Source organism: Akkermansia sp. N21169 (assembly GCF_029854675.1).
GTDB lineage: Bacteria > Verrucomicrobiota > Verrucomicrobiia > Verrucomicrobiales > Akkermansiaceae > Akkermansia.
This window is the reverse complement of the sequence record NZ_JARWNC010000033.1, coordinates 89768-104820: the sequence shown is the minus strand read 5'-3', so window position 1 is coordinate 104820 and position 15053 is coordinate 89768. Positions and strand designations below refer to the sequence as shown.

Here is a 15053-nt window from a genome sequence, read left to right as displayed (position 1 = left end):
ATGATAAATGAATGGAACTCTTTGTTATGAGGAGGATTTAGTCCTTCTTGTTCAAAAGGAGTTTCTCGAGGAGTGCTTGGGAAGACTGTGCCATGTCTGCAGGATTGGTGAGCATACCGGCGCGGAGCAGGGCTGTGTTGGTGATTTGGTCTGCAACAAGCTTGGCCAGATCGGGATCTTCCGTACGGAGGGTTGCGAGACGGTGGACAAGGTCGTTTTTCGGGTTGAGCTCAATCTGCGGATGGGATTCCGGAACCTCCTGTCCCATGGCTTTCATGTATTCCCGCAGTTCATTGTTCATATCGTCGGCGCCATGGAGAGCGACGGCGGCACCGGAGACGAGGCGTTTGCCGAACGTGATTTTACCGAATTTACCCTCGTAGAGTTTTTCCAGCCATTCCTGAAGGGAACTTGCTTCGTTTTCAGGCAGATCTCCTTCCGTCGAGGTTGTGCCACTGTCAGGAAGAGTAACATCGGAACGGTCAATGGCTTTGAGGGGTTTGCCGTCGATGCTGGACAGGGAATCCAGAACGAATTGGTCGCCGTGGTCGGTGAAGAAAGCGACTTCGAACCCGTGAGCCTTGAAAGCTTCGAGATAGGGGCTGGCTTCGATCATTCCACGGGATTCTCCGGTGAGGACGTAAATATCCTTCTGGTCCTCCTTCATGCGGGAGACGTATTCTTCAAACGAGGTTGTTTTTCCGGGTTCGGTGAAAGTGGATTCGAAACGCAGGAGTTTCCCGAGAGTTTCTTTGTAAGCCCAGGCAGTGACTACTCCTTCCTTCATGAACCGGGAGAATTTGGAGTAGAAGTCGCTATAGGTATCGGGGTGGTCTTTGGCAAGTTTTTCCAGGTGTTTGAGGAAACGCTTGGTGAGGATGTCGTTGATTTTGCGAATCAGGGAATTATCCTGGAGCATTTCGCGAGAAATGTTCAAGGGGAGGTCTTCGCTGTCCACGACACCGTGGAGGAAGCGGAGCCACTCGGGCAGCAACCCCTCCGGCTTGGAGTCGATAAGTACGCGTCGGCAATACAAGGCGACATTGGGCTCAATGCGTCCGAAACCGAAGCTTTCCGGATTTTCCTTGGGAATGAAGAGCAAGGCATTCAGGGCGATGGGGGCATCGGCGCTGAAATGCATGTAGGAGAGGGGTTTCTCATCGGTGTGGGCAATGAATTGGAAGAATTCGTCGTACTCCTCGGGTTTGATGTCAGACTTGGACTTGGTCCAGATGGCCTGGACGGTGTTAAGACGTTCCCCTTTGAACTCGATGGGGAAGGGGACAAAGTTGGAATATCGGGTGAGGATTTCGCGGACTCGGTATTCTTTAGCGAAATCGGCATATTCCTCTTTGAGGTGGATGACGATCCGAGTGCCGCGGTCGACATTTTCAGCGGTGTCGATGGTATATCCTTCGCGTCCGTCGCTGGTCCAGACGAGGCCTTCTCCCTGGGGATGCCAGGTACGCGTGTAGACTTCCACCTTGTCGGCAACCATGAAAGAACTGTAGAACCCGACACCGAACTGGCCGATAAGGTCGGCATTGCCTTCGGCGTTCTTCAGGGCTTCGAGGAATTTTTTGGTACCGGAGTGGGCGATGGTGCCGAGATTTTCGACAAGGTCGTCGCGAGTCATGCCAATCCCGGTGTCGGCGATAGTGATGGTACGTTTTTCTTCATCAGTAGTGACGGAGATATCTAGAGCTTTGTCCGGTTGGTAGATTTCCTCGTTCTTGAGCTGGACGAGACGAAGTTTTTCCAGTGCATCGGATGAGTTGGATACCAGCTCGCGGATGAAGATTTCACGGTCGCTGTAAAGAGCATGGATGACGATGTCCAGCAACTGCCGGACTTCTGCCTGGAATGTATGTGTTGAAGTACTCATGTGTGTCTGGAGAAATATGAATGGTAATTGAGACATTAATGCCAGGGAAAAGTCTCAAAAGTGAAGACCTATATTGCGTCATAAGCAGGTAGGAGACGGGAAATGATGAAAAATAACGTTTTCTTCTGAATTGAGAACATTTTCTTGATGCAAAGTATGGATCGTGATGATAATGTGGTGACATGAAAAAAGTACTTGTTGCCATTGATTTTTCGGATGCCTCTGACCAGGTGGTGGAAAAACTCGCCCATTTGGTTTGCTCGCAGGAAAACACGATCGTATATTTGCTCCATATCCTGGAACCCAGTATTTGCTATGAAGTGACGGGAGTACTGCCGGACGATATCCCGTATCCTGTTCTTGATACGGAGGAACGTACCGTGATTCGTTTGAGTGCTTCGAAATACCTTCACACCTATGCGGAAAAACTTCATCAGCTCTCCGGTGTCCAGGTGGAAGAAATTATCAGTGACGAATTTGAGGTGGGTGAATCCATCATCCATTACGCCCAGGAACATGAGATGGATCTAATCGTCCTCGGTAAACATGGTCGTGGTTTCTTGGAAAGCGTTCTGGTGGGCAGCGTCGCCACATCCGTTGTCAGGAATTCCCCCTTGCCCGTGCTGGTGATTCCCGTCGCCAAAAAGAAGAAATAATCCGTTCATGCTTACAATCCTGTTTGTTGGGGACATCGTCGGGGAACCCGGACGCAAGGCCTTCATGCATATGTTGCCGGAACTTAAGCATGAATTTGGCGTGGATGTAACGATTGCCAACGCTGAAAACGCTGCCGCCGGTCGTGGACTGACTCCCAAGCTGGCTCAAGAACTTTTGTCGGCCGGTGCCGATGTATTGACTACCGGGGACCATGTTTGGGATCAGCCCGAATTAGCTCCTTGGCTCCAGTTGGGGGATGCGAAAGTTCTACGTCCTCTCAACTATCCCGAAGGTACGCCCGGAAACGGTAGCATCGTTCTGGATACGCCGAAGGGCAGGGTAGCCGTCATGCAACTTCAAGGGAGGTCTTTCATCCAGCCTCCACTGGAGAATCCTTTCCAACTGGGGGAATCGGAAGCCATTCGCCTGCGTGAGGAAGAAAAAGCGAACATTATCTTCGTAGATATACACGCGGAAACAACTAGTGAAAAAGTCTCTACCGGTTACAACCTGGACGGACTGGTCTCTGCCGTCATAGGAACCCATACCCATGTCCAGACAGCGGACGAAATCATTTTGGAACAGGGGACGGCTTACCTGACGGATGCCGGCATGTGCGGCCCTTCCATCGGTGTCTTGGGGAGGGAAAGAGAACCCATTATCAAGAGATTCCGCACTTCCATGCCGACCAAGTTTCCCGTCGCCGGATGGCCTGTGCGCCTTTGCGGAGCAGTCATTCGCGTAGATGAACAGACAGGAAAAGCCTTGGATATCGTACGCATCCAGAGAATGGTAGAAAAATCCGACCTGCATGCCTCATGACAACACCAGTGGATTGTTTCGGCGGGATCGGCCGTCTGTATGGCACCCCTGCCTATGATTACTTTCGTCAAGCCAGAGTTGCCGTCATCGGGATTGGCGGGGTAGGTTCCTGGGTAGCAGAAGCATTGGCACGCAGCGCCGTGGGTACCATCATCCTGATGGATATGGACGATATCTGCGTGACCAACACCAATCGCCAACTGCATGCTCTGCATTCCACCTATGGCACAATGAAAGTAGATGCCATGGCTGACCGTATTCTTGATATCTGCCCACAGACCGAAGTTGTGCGGATGGCTTGTTTTTACACGGAAAAGAATGCAAAACTTCTTTGGGAGGAACACCCTGACATTGTCGTAGATGCCATTGATTCCATGGCATCCAAATCTCACCTTATTGCTTCCTGCTATCATCAAGGCATACCTGTCGTCACATGTGGCGGAGCCGGAGGGCGCCGGGATGTTTCCATGATCCGTGTCGATGATATCGCTCGGACGGAAGGGGACCAGCTGCTGTCCCGCCTTCGCAGAATTCTCAAACATGAATACGGAATGCCATTTCATGAAAAGAAACGCAAGCTGGGCATTCCCTGTGTTTTTTCAGTGGAAAAGCCTGTTTATCCCACCTGCGATGGAGGTACCTCCTGCCAGAGAGACCCCGGATTCCATGGTCGTATGGCTTGCGATGCAGGTTTCGGCTCCGTTTCCCACATTACGGGGACATTCGGACTTATGGCTGCCGGGGAAGCCTTGCGACTGTTAGAAAAGCAATCCAGGAAACACGGGTCATCGGTAGAAGAGGCACCTCCATCGCATGGCGATCCGGATTCCTCTGACATTGAAATTCCCGGGAACTCCAATTATTGTAGCAAAACTTCCGACGGAGAATGAAAGACTTAGGACATCTTCTTCCCTTGACTCCGTCTGCAACACGTATCATACCCGTCCCGTCCATGAAAAAACTGCTCCTCTTTACCCTCTCCTTGGCCTGCTTCCCTTTGACGCAGTGTAATACCATGTTGAAAGACCAGCAAGCTATTGCCTTGCGAGAACAAGCCATTTCCGCCGAACCTAAAGGCAATTATTACATTGGCCGTCGCTATCATGTTCCGGCAACTCGTTTTTGGGGTTATTTACGTAAGCCCGGTTCTTCTTGGCGAGATGCCCAACTCGTCATCATGGACGAAAGTGTCAAACTGGCTCCCGACCGTTATCCGGAAGTCGGTTCCTCACCCTCCTTTGCCTTCGACGACAACTACGAATACCGCATTTATGGCCGTTACACCGGAAAAACAGCCTACGAACCTAATTCCAATCTCAAACTCCCTGTTTTCAGACTGACCGGCTACGAACTGATCGACAAAAATCCCGGCTGGCTTTTCAAACCATCAGAACGTCGTTCTGATGAAGCAGTTAGCCTCCGTCCCATCATCATGCCACCTCCTCTCTCCTCAGAAACTCGCTAATTTTTTTCAAAAAGAGCTTGCAAAAACAGGCTAGAGAAGATATAAATCTTTCCGCCGACTGGCGACACCCAAGTGCTCGGGTGGCGGAATTGGTAGACGCGCTAGACTAAGGATCTAGTGGTGATAAACCGTAGGGGTTCGAGCCCCCTCTCGAGTACCAACTGATAAGCCCCTTAATTCGAAAGAATTAAGGGGCTTTCCTTTATCAAAATATCGAGCTCTCCAATTTAGAGTCATTATCAAAAATCGGCACGAATTCGCAAAATTCGGAACACGTTTGGTAGCCATTGGTAGCCGAAATCGCTTTCCAAAAGACTCGTTTACAGCGGTATGTGAAGCTTTGAATTTTGAAGAAACATTTTTGCAGGGCATTTCATATACATTTCCGTTATTTTCCTGTTTTTGAAGACTTCTTTCCGGGAGTGACGAGATTCAGGACATGACCTGTCGTCGAAATGTGCTACAAAGGGGCGATGTCCAAACCTTCCGTCATACGATGCGTGCTTGACGAACAACGCAAGGCCCAAAAGAGGAAAACGATCTACCGTGTTTCCATACCGGCTGAGTTGTCGGAAACAGGCAAGAGACAAAATCGTTATTTCACGACACAGAGGGAAGGCAATGCCTTTGCTGCTCAGGTGAGGAGAAGAAGAAATGCAGAAGACGGCAGTGTGTTTCAGGTTTCTGCATCTGAAGCGCAGTTGTTAAGGGAAGCACAGCATATTCTGGAACCTTATGGGCTTGATGTCTTTGTGGTTATCAAGGAGCTTGCACCGCTTTTGGAACAGGTGAATGATATATCGGAAATCAGACGTCTTGTTCGGATGGGGATGGAGCAGGAAAAGAGAGACAGTAAATCCATTCCTTTTTGTGACGCCGTATCAAAGTTGCTGGAAGTAAAACAGCACATTCAAAAACGCAGGGAAAAGCACACTTGCCCAGACTGTTAGATAACAGGACGTATCAGCAAATGCTGTCCGGATTTTGCTGTGACGTTCCTTTCTCAGCTGACGACGGACGACTGCCGGAAGATGATTGGCAGGACCTTCTGTACAAGTTAATCTTCATACCGTCGTGCAACAACCTGTGAGAGGGAAGGAGGGGGGAATTTTTCTGCAGCTTATTCTGTACATTTCCCCTTCAGAGCGATGCGAACTAGAATAAAGTTGACCGGACATACATAAACAGCGGGGCCAGTGACTAACCGACTCCAATCCAGAGAAATACATTGAGCAACACTATATGCAGACCATAGTTCACCAAATGGTTTCCGATAAATCCGATTCCCTTCTTGACGTCTGGTTTTGTTTTGAATGTGAAGTAATTTGACAGGTAATAATTCATCACAAAACTTAGCCCATACGCTACATTCACATTCATCCACAGGGTCAGCAACAAATACACCCCATAGTGGACGCCCGTAGCTAGAACGCCTACCAAAAAAACGTACGGCCTCTCCTCCGAAACACTGTTTGAGTTGCTCCAGAGTCGTTGGTAAATTGGCCTTAGACTTAGAATTTAAACAAGTACGAGTTCCTGAATTTGCGCCTGGCTTTCGGAAAGATGATGAATTTGGAAAGAAGGCGGACAATTTTGTTAAGCTTTCTGACTCGCTTCGAATTTTTCCATTCTAAAAATAATGCATTCTCCTCAAGGAACTCTTGCAAGTAGTCCGTCCATTCCTGAGGATTGTTCACAGACAATTTTTTATGGTTCAAGAATCGCAGGACAAGTTCTTGTTGCAAGGTTTCATTACTATCGAGGATTTTTTTGAGAATATCCTGAAATTGATCGATCTGCAATACCATGTCTTGGTGTTCGTTCAACCATTCCACACAGATTTGATCTTTTTCACGATTGACGCTCTCTTCCAGGATCCGTTCCAGATGACTTACCCACCAAAGTTTTCCTCGGCCATGTGCATGCGCATAATCGATGATGTCCTTATAATGGTGTTTTATTTTTATAATCTGCCCGGCTACAGAATCGATCATCTCCGGAGTGATTGCAGGCATGCAGGGTAGGGTAAAACCGCATGCAAGGAAGTTCAGATTCGTTCTCAGGCACTTTTCACATTTGCCGCAATTGCGCTGGATATGAGATTCTTGAGATAAAACATTTTCCCAACATACGCGGAGATGGTGGGTTGCCAATTCCCATTTCGATACAAGAGCCGCTTTTTCTGTTCTTCCATATTCCAACCCATCCAGGTGGACATTGAAAGTATCCGATGAAAATAGAGGATCGGTAATTGGATTACTTCCCCAGATATTGACGAATGAGTCGATATAATTTCTGGAACCGCCAACTAACAAGTTGGGATACAACGGTGCAAGGAAGGAGCCCAAACCGGCAATACAGGCAATGTGTGTGAATGCCCCCCATTCCTGCCCAGAGACGACATGTTGTATTGGAAAATTACGGAAATTACTCTTAATTGAATGCAATTGATCAATTCCAAGATCTTTGAGCATCATCAAGGAATTTTGCCATGATTCCTGTAAAAAATCCTGTTCGTTCAAGGGGATGTCAGCACCTTCGATCATCAGCCCCGCTTGAATGGATAGATTATTGTTTCCAACCATTCCCTTCCGGTGGCGGTAACAGGAAAAACAGGCATCCAAACCACCGGAAAAACAGACTAACGCTTTCTTTGAAGATTGAATGACAGCATCGTCATTGTAAATATTTTCGGGAATTATGGTGATTGGAGAACAGATCCCAGGAGAAGTATTGCACCAGAATCCGACCATTTCCTCGATATTTTTCAGGAGAGATTTGCTAACGGTTCCCTTGATATGAAATTTTCCTCCATAGGACATCATGTGGAAAACCAGCATGCGAATCCATGGATCGCTTTTTGGCTCAATCTGGTCGATGTGTTCGACGCCGGATATTTCTGCATGCACAAGGAAATTCCCCTGCGGAGAAATAAACCGCGCTCCAACCATGAAATGGTTGCTATCGGTTTGCAAAGGTTTGAGAGGAACAATGGCCCGGTCATAGTCAAATGCCGTAGGATTCATATCCTGCCAGAAAGGGAAGTCGTCCGGATCTTTCAGGAAGTGAACATGAGGATATTTTGAGAAGGAAAGCTCAAAGGTATTGGAAAGTTTGCCATAGCTGTTGTCCAACATGTAGACTTCCTTATTCATTAAGAATGATCCGATGGCACCATGCAAGCGATCGGATAAAACAATATCTGCCTGGTCAATAAGAGAAAGAAATAGTTTTACATACTTTCTATTGATTTCCGGATTTTCACAATCATCGCTATGCAAGGCGGATAGGTCAAAGGTATTGAATCCCTTGTAAATTTCTTTGTCGGCCCCCAATGTTCCTTCGCGATCACTGCGGAGCAGGAGAAGTATTTTTTTCCCATTGGGAAGAGTAATGAGAGAATCTTCTAAGCGTTGTCTGAAACATAATTCCTCAAATGTGGGATCCGATGGATTTTTATCGAGAAATTCTTTTGCATTCATCGATAGAGCGATATCGTCGGAAACCAGGAAGCGGGCTCGATAATTCCTTGATTTGCAATAAGAAAAGCTCGTCCAATCTCTGCAGAAGACGGTAAATCGTTCATCAAAGACCGCGAGGAGTTGCTCGCAATTATGTACACTTTGTGGAAGAACAAGGCAGTTTTTGATCCTGGGGTCAGAAAAGATTTCAATGAACCATGGCAGGCAATTCCAGTCCGGAATGAATGCTCCCCCTCCTCCATAAACCATATTGTAGGAGGTAACACCATGATCTAAAGATTTGTATTCCTTTGGAGAGAGTCCCGAACGGGAAAATAATTCCTGTGTGGCTACGGCAATAAGGGCATCACCGACGTTGCCAGGATCCGGTTTGTAATAAAAAGAATCCCATTCGGCAAGTAGATCCGTGATCTCGGATGCTGTTCGATAATAGGACTGCATCAACTCATGGGCACTATCGGAACATTTCATGAGATCAATGAATTCCCGGATACCGGGATTCAGTGCGCTAAAGAAATCGTTGTCCTTGCAATAGGATAGGAGTTCAAGAAATGTTTTCTTCACAATAGTAAAAGATCGTTTCTTATTTTCCAGAGGGGTATCCCAAAAATCCCAGTATAACTGTTCAATCAGGCAATGGGAAAGACAACTGCGTTTCAGAGATTCATCCTGGATTGTCCGGAAAATAAATTCTGCCTGGAGTAGAATAATCTGGCAGAGAGAATCAAAATGCATTGCTCTTGCCCGAGTAATCGATGCTTTGTGCTGCCTGTAATAATAAAAACTTTCTTTCCGTAATCCGATTCGTTGGGCTTGAAACAATGCTTTTCGGAAAAAGAGATTGTCTTCAAAATATAAACCGATCGGGAAACGCAGGTGACAACGTTCTATGAATTCTCGATTCCATAGTGTCGTACATGCCATGACCGGAAGTTTCCACAAAGCATGCCAATCTGATGAAAAATCGTTGTAAGTGAAGCATTTGTCGTTGAGATGTTCAGGAATAATTGCAGAGTAATCCGTATAGGTATAAAATTGTGTGTCCTGAGTTTCTTCAAAGTACAGGTTTGCCTGGAACATGAGCATATCGACTTGATCGGCATCCGCTTGTTCCCATAAACATTCAAATGCATTTAATTTCAGCCAGTCGTCCGAATCGACAAATACCACATATTTTCCCTGGGCAATGTCCAGGGCATTGTTGCGGGAAGCACTTAATCCCTGGTTCGATTGATTAATGATGGTGATCCGCGAATCTTGCGAAGCATATTCCTGAAGAATAACTGTACTTTTGTCTGAAGAACCGTCATTGATACAAATGATCTCCAGATCGTGTAATGTCTGATTGACTATACTATCCAGACACTGACGTAGATATCGTTCCGTATTATAGACGGGAACAATGACCGATATTTTTGGAGATGATTGATTCATAAATTGAAAAGGGAAAAGATGAATTTGATAGATGGTAAAAATTAAACTGGTCTGTGAATTGTCTATTGAGAAAATTTGGATATATTACTTGGCATTTTTTATTAATTTTCTATACATTATGTAGCGCCGCAATTTGTTTCCAATAAGACGAATACATTTCTTTCTATTCAAATCCACAAGTTCGTTTTGAAAAGATTCCCACAGCACTTTCTTGCCTCTTTCCTCGGATCGTAGAATCAGATTGAATTGTTGTTTAAGGATATTGGGAAAAATATTCCGAAGAATGAATTTGAATTCTTTCGATCCAAAACATTCGTTGTAAATATAATTCAATCCAATATGGTAATCTTGAATTTTCCGAGGAGTAACATTTGTTTGTGTAATTGATGAGGGATTATAGGTATAATTATATAGTTTTGTTTGCAGAATGATGGTTGTGGGCTGGCTTTTCAATAGACAGACAATATATGGATAATCTTCAAAGTATATACCTGGAATAAATTTCCTGTTCTTAATTATTGAACTTCGGAATAGTTTTCCCCATGCCGTAAAAGAGATACTCCATTTCCCTTTTTTATTACAAAAAAAGAGTGGTTTATTCGTTAGTTTATAGGGAGTGTCTTTCGAATTGTCAATTTGTGAAATATCTTTATAAAGGTGATCAATTCGGACATATGAGAACGATACTACATCGGCGGTATGCCGCTCTGCCAATGCGTGCGTAATCTCAAGTGTTCGAGTATGAATAGAATCGTCTGAATCAACAAAAAGGACATATTTTCCGGATGCGGCTTCCAATCCATTATTTCTTGCTTCTGAAAGTCCTGCATTGTTCTGTGTAATGATTTTAACCCTGTTGTCGTTTTTAGCATATTTTGCAAGAATGTCAGCGCTTTCGTCGGTAGAACCATCGTCGACACAAATTACTTCGAAGCCGGAAAATGTTTGTCCAAGAATAGAATCAAGACAATTTGAAAGATATTTTCCAGTGTTGAAAACTGGGACAATGATAGAAATTTCGGGCATGAATATAATGTTGTAGGTATCGTCCTTGTTACAATTTTCCGCTGTTGGATAAGGCTATGATTTTCGTAAGGTTGGCATATGTTTTTCCATCGATTTCATTTTTAAATCGATCAATTCCAATATTCCTTAAAATAGATGCTGTAATATGGCTGAGAGCTAATTTATTGTCGCTTGATGACAAATCATCTACAAGGGATATGATATTATAGGATAATTTGAAGAATTCATCGGCATATTCATGAATTATGTGATATTTTTCCAGATGGTTGTATATATCAATAATAATAAATAATCTGTCGTGGATATATGATTGTTGAGAAACCATGGAATTTCCGGTTATAGATCCTGTTCTTCTGTAATAATTATAAAATTTTTCATTTATGAAATAAACACTTTTGGCGAGCGTAAAATATTTCCAGAAAAATGAATTGTCTTCGAAGGCCAGACCTTCTGGAAAGCGAAGATGATATTGGTCAATGATGGATTTTTTGAATATCTTGTTCCAGGCGACTACATTGCAAGAGGCTAGTACTGATTTATCGATCTTCTGAAATTTAGTCTTATCAATAGCAAAGAATTGATCATCACTATTTTTGATAAAGAGGAAATCTGGATCGTATTTGACATCAACTCCACAGACGGAAACGTCTGCACCGCTTTCTTGCATGAACTTCATCATGGTTTCATACATGTTAGATGCGACAGTGTCGTCTGAATCGACAAAAGCGACATACGGAGCTCTGGCTGCCAGGATTCCAGTGTTTCTTGCCGCAGACAGACCTTTGTTCTTGTCATGATAGATGATTTTGATGTTCGGATGCGTAAGTGCGTATTCTTCAAGAATCTTCCGGGAATTATCCGTAGATACATCTTCAACACAAATGATTTCTATGGAGCCAAGAGTTTGATCAGCAAGGCTTTCAAGGCATGGAACAAGGTAGTTTTCAACGTTGTAGACAGGGACGATTACTGAAAGAATGGGAGGAGGTTCTTCTGTCGTGGAGTCGGGAATATGCTGGGAAGGAATATCGTCTGGAATAATAGAAGCGATAAAAGTATCAAGCATGGCCAGGAATTGCGATTTGTACTCTTCTTTGAAGGAAGAGGAAAGCAGTCCGAGCTTCTGTAAATTGATATGAATTGTATCCTTTAAAAGAATGAATAATGTTTTTTGTGAAAAACATTGATCTTTTGCATAGTATAGCAGTTTCTTCGAAATATCAATTTGGTCTAAAATTTTCTTTTTATACATGGCATCTTCCTTTCTGGGAGATGCTGAAATACCGGCAAATGTATTGTAGTAATACTTGGGGGAATCTTCGTCCAAAAGAACAATCTTGTTCGCATGATAAAATGCGCACAGATTGAAAAACTGATCCTCTCCAACAAGACCTTCGGCAAAGGATATGTCATTGTGATGGAGCAGCAGTTCTCTTTTATACAAATGTTTGCATGCTCCGGTGTTTGAATTTTTGTAGAGAAGGTTAATCTTTTCGCTTTCTCCTATGTATTCGCTTTTTTCTATTTTGCAATATTCATACCATGTTGCAAGGCGTATCATTCCTGTTTTATCCCGAACAAAAACTTTTGCCGATGTAATGTCGGCATTCGTTGTTGTGGCGGATAGATAAAGTTTTTCTATATAGTTGAAATCGATAAAGTCGTCTGAATCAATGAAAATGAGATAGTCTCCATGCGATTCACGGATACCAAGATTTCTGGCGATTCCCTGTCCTTGATTTTTCTCCTGTCTGAGTATTTTTACACGGGAATCAATTTCAGCAATTTCCGATATAATCTGAAATGAACGGTCGGAAGAACAGTCGTCGATACATATGACTTCGATGTTTTTAAATGTTTGATTGAGAACTGTAGCGAGGCAATAACCAATATATTGCTCGACATTGTAGACAGGGATGATGATGGATACTTGCTTCTGATATTCATCAGGCAAATAGGAAACGAGATGATCCTTTATTCTTCTGAGAAGATCGGCATGACTCCTTTTCAGTTCTTCTTCAAATACGTTGTTATCTTGCAGTTCATAAAAATCATAGTAATTCGACGTTTTTTCTTCGTCTGAATCTGGAGAAGTACAGGGTGAAATCTGTATATATAATGGCTTATTGAGATTCCTCCTCCATTTGCGTCGATATTTTGCGATTGGAATTAAAAACAGTAATGACTTTAAAATTTTTCTTCCTGTCGGGAGTTTTTGTTTCTCTTTGAAAAATATTTGATTATTTTTGTCCGATTCTTGTTTCATTATGATCTAAATAACTTTAGAAGGAGATAATATACTTTCCCAATTTATGAAAATAAGTTGTTGGCAATCGTAGAACTGAGCAGGCGTTTTTGTCGACAAATTCTAGTTTCAAATAAAGGAAATCGCAACAGACTGTGGAATGGGGTGAATTCATGCCGAACGGTAATCGTCCACCAGAAAGAGAGCTCTCGAAAAGACACTCTCTTACTCAAAGATATCTCAATGTCCATCATTTTACGCCACCTGTCCAATAATGAGCATAATATTGTTTCATGACTCGTGATGTACTCTTCATCACGAATAGTGCATATGTGAAACAAGTAAGCCATTCAATTCGAAAAGGTAACAACAATACATAGCTTCTCTGGATGAGTATCAGAGAAGAGATGGTGTGAATCTAACGAATAAAAAAACCGCCAGCAAGCCTAAAATCAGCATGATTTCTCATTCGCATAATTTTTTTATTATCTGCGGATTATGAAAAAAGCATAGGGGATGCCTGACAGAGTAAGGATTCTCTCACATGGAATTTTGTCACTAAATTGCCCTGTTTGCTTTCTCCGACTACCCTAAATTTTTCTTGCATGATTTTTTCAGAATACCTGATTCTCTTTTTCCTCTTCTTTATGAAAACTTTGCAAAGTTTATGAGAAAAAGCATACTAAAAATTTAGCAACTAGATAAATACTGATTATAATTGTATTAATATTAACATATTAGAGATATTAATGGCGGTTTTTTTATCCGCTATCTTCAAATCCGAAAATATAAAACTCAGGAAACGGTCCCCCTGGCAATCAATCAGCGTTTTTGTCCGATGAGGTCGGATAATGAAGTGGTAGGGGGGTGTTTTCAGTCTTCCTACATAGTATGTTTACAGGATTAAAATATTTGGTTGTTGGTAGCGGCCTCTATGGTGCTGTCATGGCAGAGCGTCTGGCGAGCCAGCTTGGAGAACGCGTGCTTGTTATTGACAAGCGTCCGAATCCCGGAGGAAATTGCCATTCATCGTTTGATCCTGAAACAGGAATCGAAATCCATACATATGGTTCCCATATTTTCCATACGTCACAGGAAAAGGTGTGGGACTATATCAATTGTTTTACAAGTTTTACTCCATATCGCCACTTTGTACAAACTGTTTACCGTGGACAGGTTTATCCAATGCCTATCAGCCTGGCGACGATCAATTCGTTTTTTAGATCTGCCATGGGACCGGATGAAGCCCAAAGATTTATTGAGAATGAGATAGCTACGCTTTCGATTGATAATCCAGTCAATTTGGAGGAAAAGGCTATTTCTTTGATTGGTCCTAGTCTTTATCATGCTTTCATTAAAGGTTATACGGCGAAACAGTGGGAAAAATCTCCTCGCGAACTGCCGTCTGATATCATTACCCGTCTTCCGGTTCGTTTTAATTACAATACAAACTATTTTAACGATCCTTGGCAAGGTCTTCCCGTGGACGGATATAGTGCTATGTTTGAAAAACTTTTGGCACACTCTAACATTGAGGTTCGAACAGGAATTGATTTCAAGGATATTCGGTCACAGGTTCCTTCTGACTGTACAGTGATTTACACGGGTATGATTGACGAATACTTTGATAATTGTTTCGGAACTCTCGATTGGCGTAGTTTGCGATTTGATGTCGAACGCGTTGAAACTGGTGATTATCAGGGATGTCCTGTGATGAATTATGCTGATGAGGATGTTCCATGGACACGAATTCACGAGTTCAAGCATTATAATCCGGAGCGTGTAAGTGCCTTTAATGCTTCGTCTTCCATCATCTGCCGAGAGTATTCTCAAACGTATTGTCCCGGTATGGAAGCTTATTACCCGATTAATAACGACAGGAATCAAGCCATTTATTCTCAATATGCCAGGAAGGCTAGTCAATGTTCGAATCTTGTGCTGGGCGGACGTCTGGGCTGTTATCGATACTGGGATATGGATAAGACCATTTTCTATGCCCTGGAACAATTCGAACAGTGTTTTCTCAATCGATAATTT

Annotated in this window: 11 protein-coding genes and 1 tRNA gene; 7 read left to right on the top strand and 5 right to left on the bottom strand. The window is 43.5% G+C overall.

Annotated elements, in window-relative coordinates:
• Positions 1–37: 37 nt before the first annotated feature.
• Positions 38–1885, bottom strand: a complete 1848-nt coding sequence (gene htpG, locus QET40_RS04385; protein WP_280125955.1) for a molecular chaperone HtpG — start codon at positions 1883–1885, stop codon at positions 38–40.
• 182 nt (positions 1886–2067) lie between these two features.
• Between htpG and QET40_RS04380 the strand changes: the two genes are divergently transcribed.
• The 6 genes from QET40_RS04380 (at position 2068) to QET40_RS04355 (ending at position 5779) form a co-directional block, all read left to right on the top strand.
• A complete protein-coding gene (locus QET40_RS04380) occupies positions 2068–2541 on the top strand; it encodes a universal stress protein (protein WP_280125954.1) in 474 nt (157 codons plus the stop codon).
• Positions 2542–2548: 7 nt separating this feature from the next.
• Positions 2549–3364, top strand: coding sequence for a TIGR00282 family metallophosphoesterase (locus QET40_RS04375; RefSeq protein WP_280125953.1), 816 nt, complete (start codon positions 2549–2551; stop codon positions 3362–3364).
• Positions 3361–4254 (top strand): tRNA threonylcarbamoyladenosine dehydratase, encoded by an 894-nt coding sequence (locus QET40_RS04370; RefSeq protein ID WP_280125952.1) that lies wholly within the window; start codon positions 3361–3363, stop codon positions 4252–4254. Before QET40_RS04375 ends, QET40_RS04370 begins: the two co-directional genes overlap by 4 nt.
• 62 nt (positions 4255–4316) lie before the next feature.
• Positions 4317–4829 (top strand): hypothetical protein, encoded by a 513-nt coding sequence (locus tag QET40_RS04365; RefSeq protein ID WP_280125951.1) that lies wholly within the window; start codon positions 4317–4319, stop codon positions 4827–4829.
• Positions 4830–4903: 74 nt separating this feature from the next.
• Positions 4904–4989 (top strand) — tRNA-Leu (locus tag QET40_RS04360).
• 340 nt (positions 4990–5329) lie between these two features.
• Positions 5330–5779, top strand: a complete 450-nt coding sequence (locus QET40_RS04355) for a hypothetical protein (protein WP_280125950.1) — start codon at positions 5330–5332, stop codon at positions 5777–5779.
• Positions 5780–6029: 250 nt separating this feature from the next.
• Here QET40_RS04355 and QET40_RS12535 read toward each other — a convergent pair whose 3' ends face one another.
• The 4 genes from QET40_RS12535 to QET40_RS04340 all read right to left on the bottom strand — a co-directional run bounded on the left by QET40_RS12535 (position 6030) and on the right by QET40_RS04340 (position 13037).
• A complete protein-coding gene (locus tag QET40_RS12535) occupies positions 6030–6209 on the bottom strand; it encodes a GtrA family protein (RefSeq protein WP_345783053.1) in 180 nt (59 codons plus the stop codon).
• A 131-nt stretch (positions 6210–6340) separates the two neighbouring features.
• Positions 6341–9745 carry a glycosyltransferase gene (locus tag QET40_RS04350; protein ID WP_280125949.1) on the bottom strand — a complete coding sequence of 1135 codons (3405 nt, stop codon included), beginning with the start codon at positions 9743–9745 and terminating at the stop codon, positions 6341–6343.
• A gap of 84 nt (positions 9746–9829) precedes the next feature.
• Positions 9830–10771 (bottom strand): glycosyltransferase, encoded by a 942-nt coding sequence (locus tag QET40_RS04345; RefSeq protein ID WP_280125948.1) that lies wholly within the window; start codon positions 10769–10771, stop codon positions 9830–9832.
• Between the two features lie 28 nt (positions 10772–10799).
• On the bottom strand, positions 10800–13037 hold the full coding sequence (locus QET40_RS04340; protein WP_280125947.1) for a glycosyltransferase: 2238 nt from the start codon (positions 13035–13037) through the stop codon (positions 10800–10802).
• A gap of 870 nt (positions 13038–13907) precedes the next feature.
• On the opposite strand from QET40_RS04340, the gene glf reads away from it, so the two are divergent.
• Positions 13908–15050, top strand: coding sequence for a UDP-galactopyranose mutase (glf, locus tag QET40_RS04335; protein WP_280125946.1), 1143 nt, complete (start codon positions 13908–13910; stop codon positions 15048–15050).
• The last annotated feature ends 3 nt before the right edge of the window (positions 15051–15053 follow it).

Excerpts from the sequence above, each read along its gene's own strand:
- QET40_RS12535 (WP_345783053.1), bottom strand. The coding sequence starts at position 6,209 with ATGAATGTGAATGTAGCGTATGGGCTAAGTTTTGTGATGAATTATTAC.
- QET40_RS04365 (WP_280125951.1), top strand. The coding sequence starts at position 4,317 with ATGAAAAAACTGCTCCTCTTTACCCTCTCCTTGGCCTGCTTCCCTTTG.
- QET40_RS04340 (WP_280125947.1), bottom strand. The coding sequence starts at position 13,037 with ATGAAACAAGAATCGGACAAAAATAATCAAATATTTTTCAAAGAGAAA.
- QET40_RS04345 (WP_280125948.1), bottom strand. The coding sequence starts at position 10,771 with ATGCCCGAAATTTCTATCATTGTCCCAGTTTTCAACACTGGAAAATAT.
- glf (WP_280125946.1), top strand. The coding sequence starts at position 13,908 with ATGTTTACAGGATTAAAATATTTGGTTGTTGGTAGCGGCCTCTATGGT.
- QET40_RS04370 (WP_280125952.1), top strand. The coding sequence starts at position 3,361 with ATGACAACACCAGTGGATTGTTTCGGCGGGATCGGCCGTCTGTATGGC.
- QET40_RS04380 (WP_280125954.1), top strand. The coding sequence starts at position 2,068 with ATGAAAAAAGTACTTGTTGCCATTGATTTTTCGGATGCCTCTGACCAG.
- QET40_RS04350 (WP_280125949.1), bottom strand. The coding sequence starts at position 9,745 with ATGAATCAATCATCTCCAAAAATATCGGTCATTGTTCCCGTCTATAAT.
- htpG (WP_280125955.1), bottom strand. The coding sequence starts at position 1,885 with ATGAGTACTTCAACACATACATTCCAGGCAGAAGTCCGGCAGTTGCTG.
- QET40_RS04375 (WP_280125953.1), top strand. The coding sequence starts at position 2,549 with ATGCTTACAATCCTGTTTGTTGGGGACATCGTCGGGGAACCCGGACGC.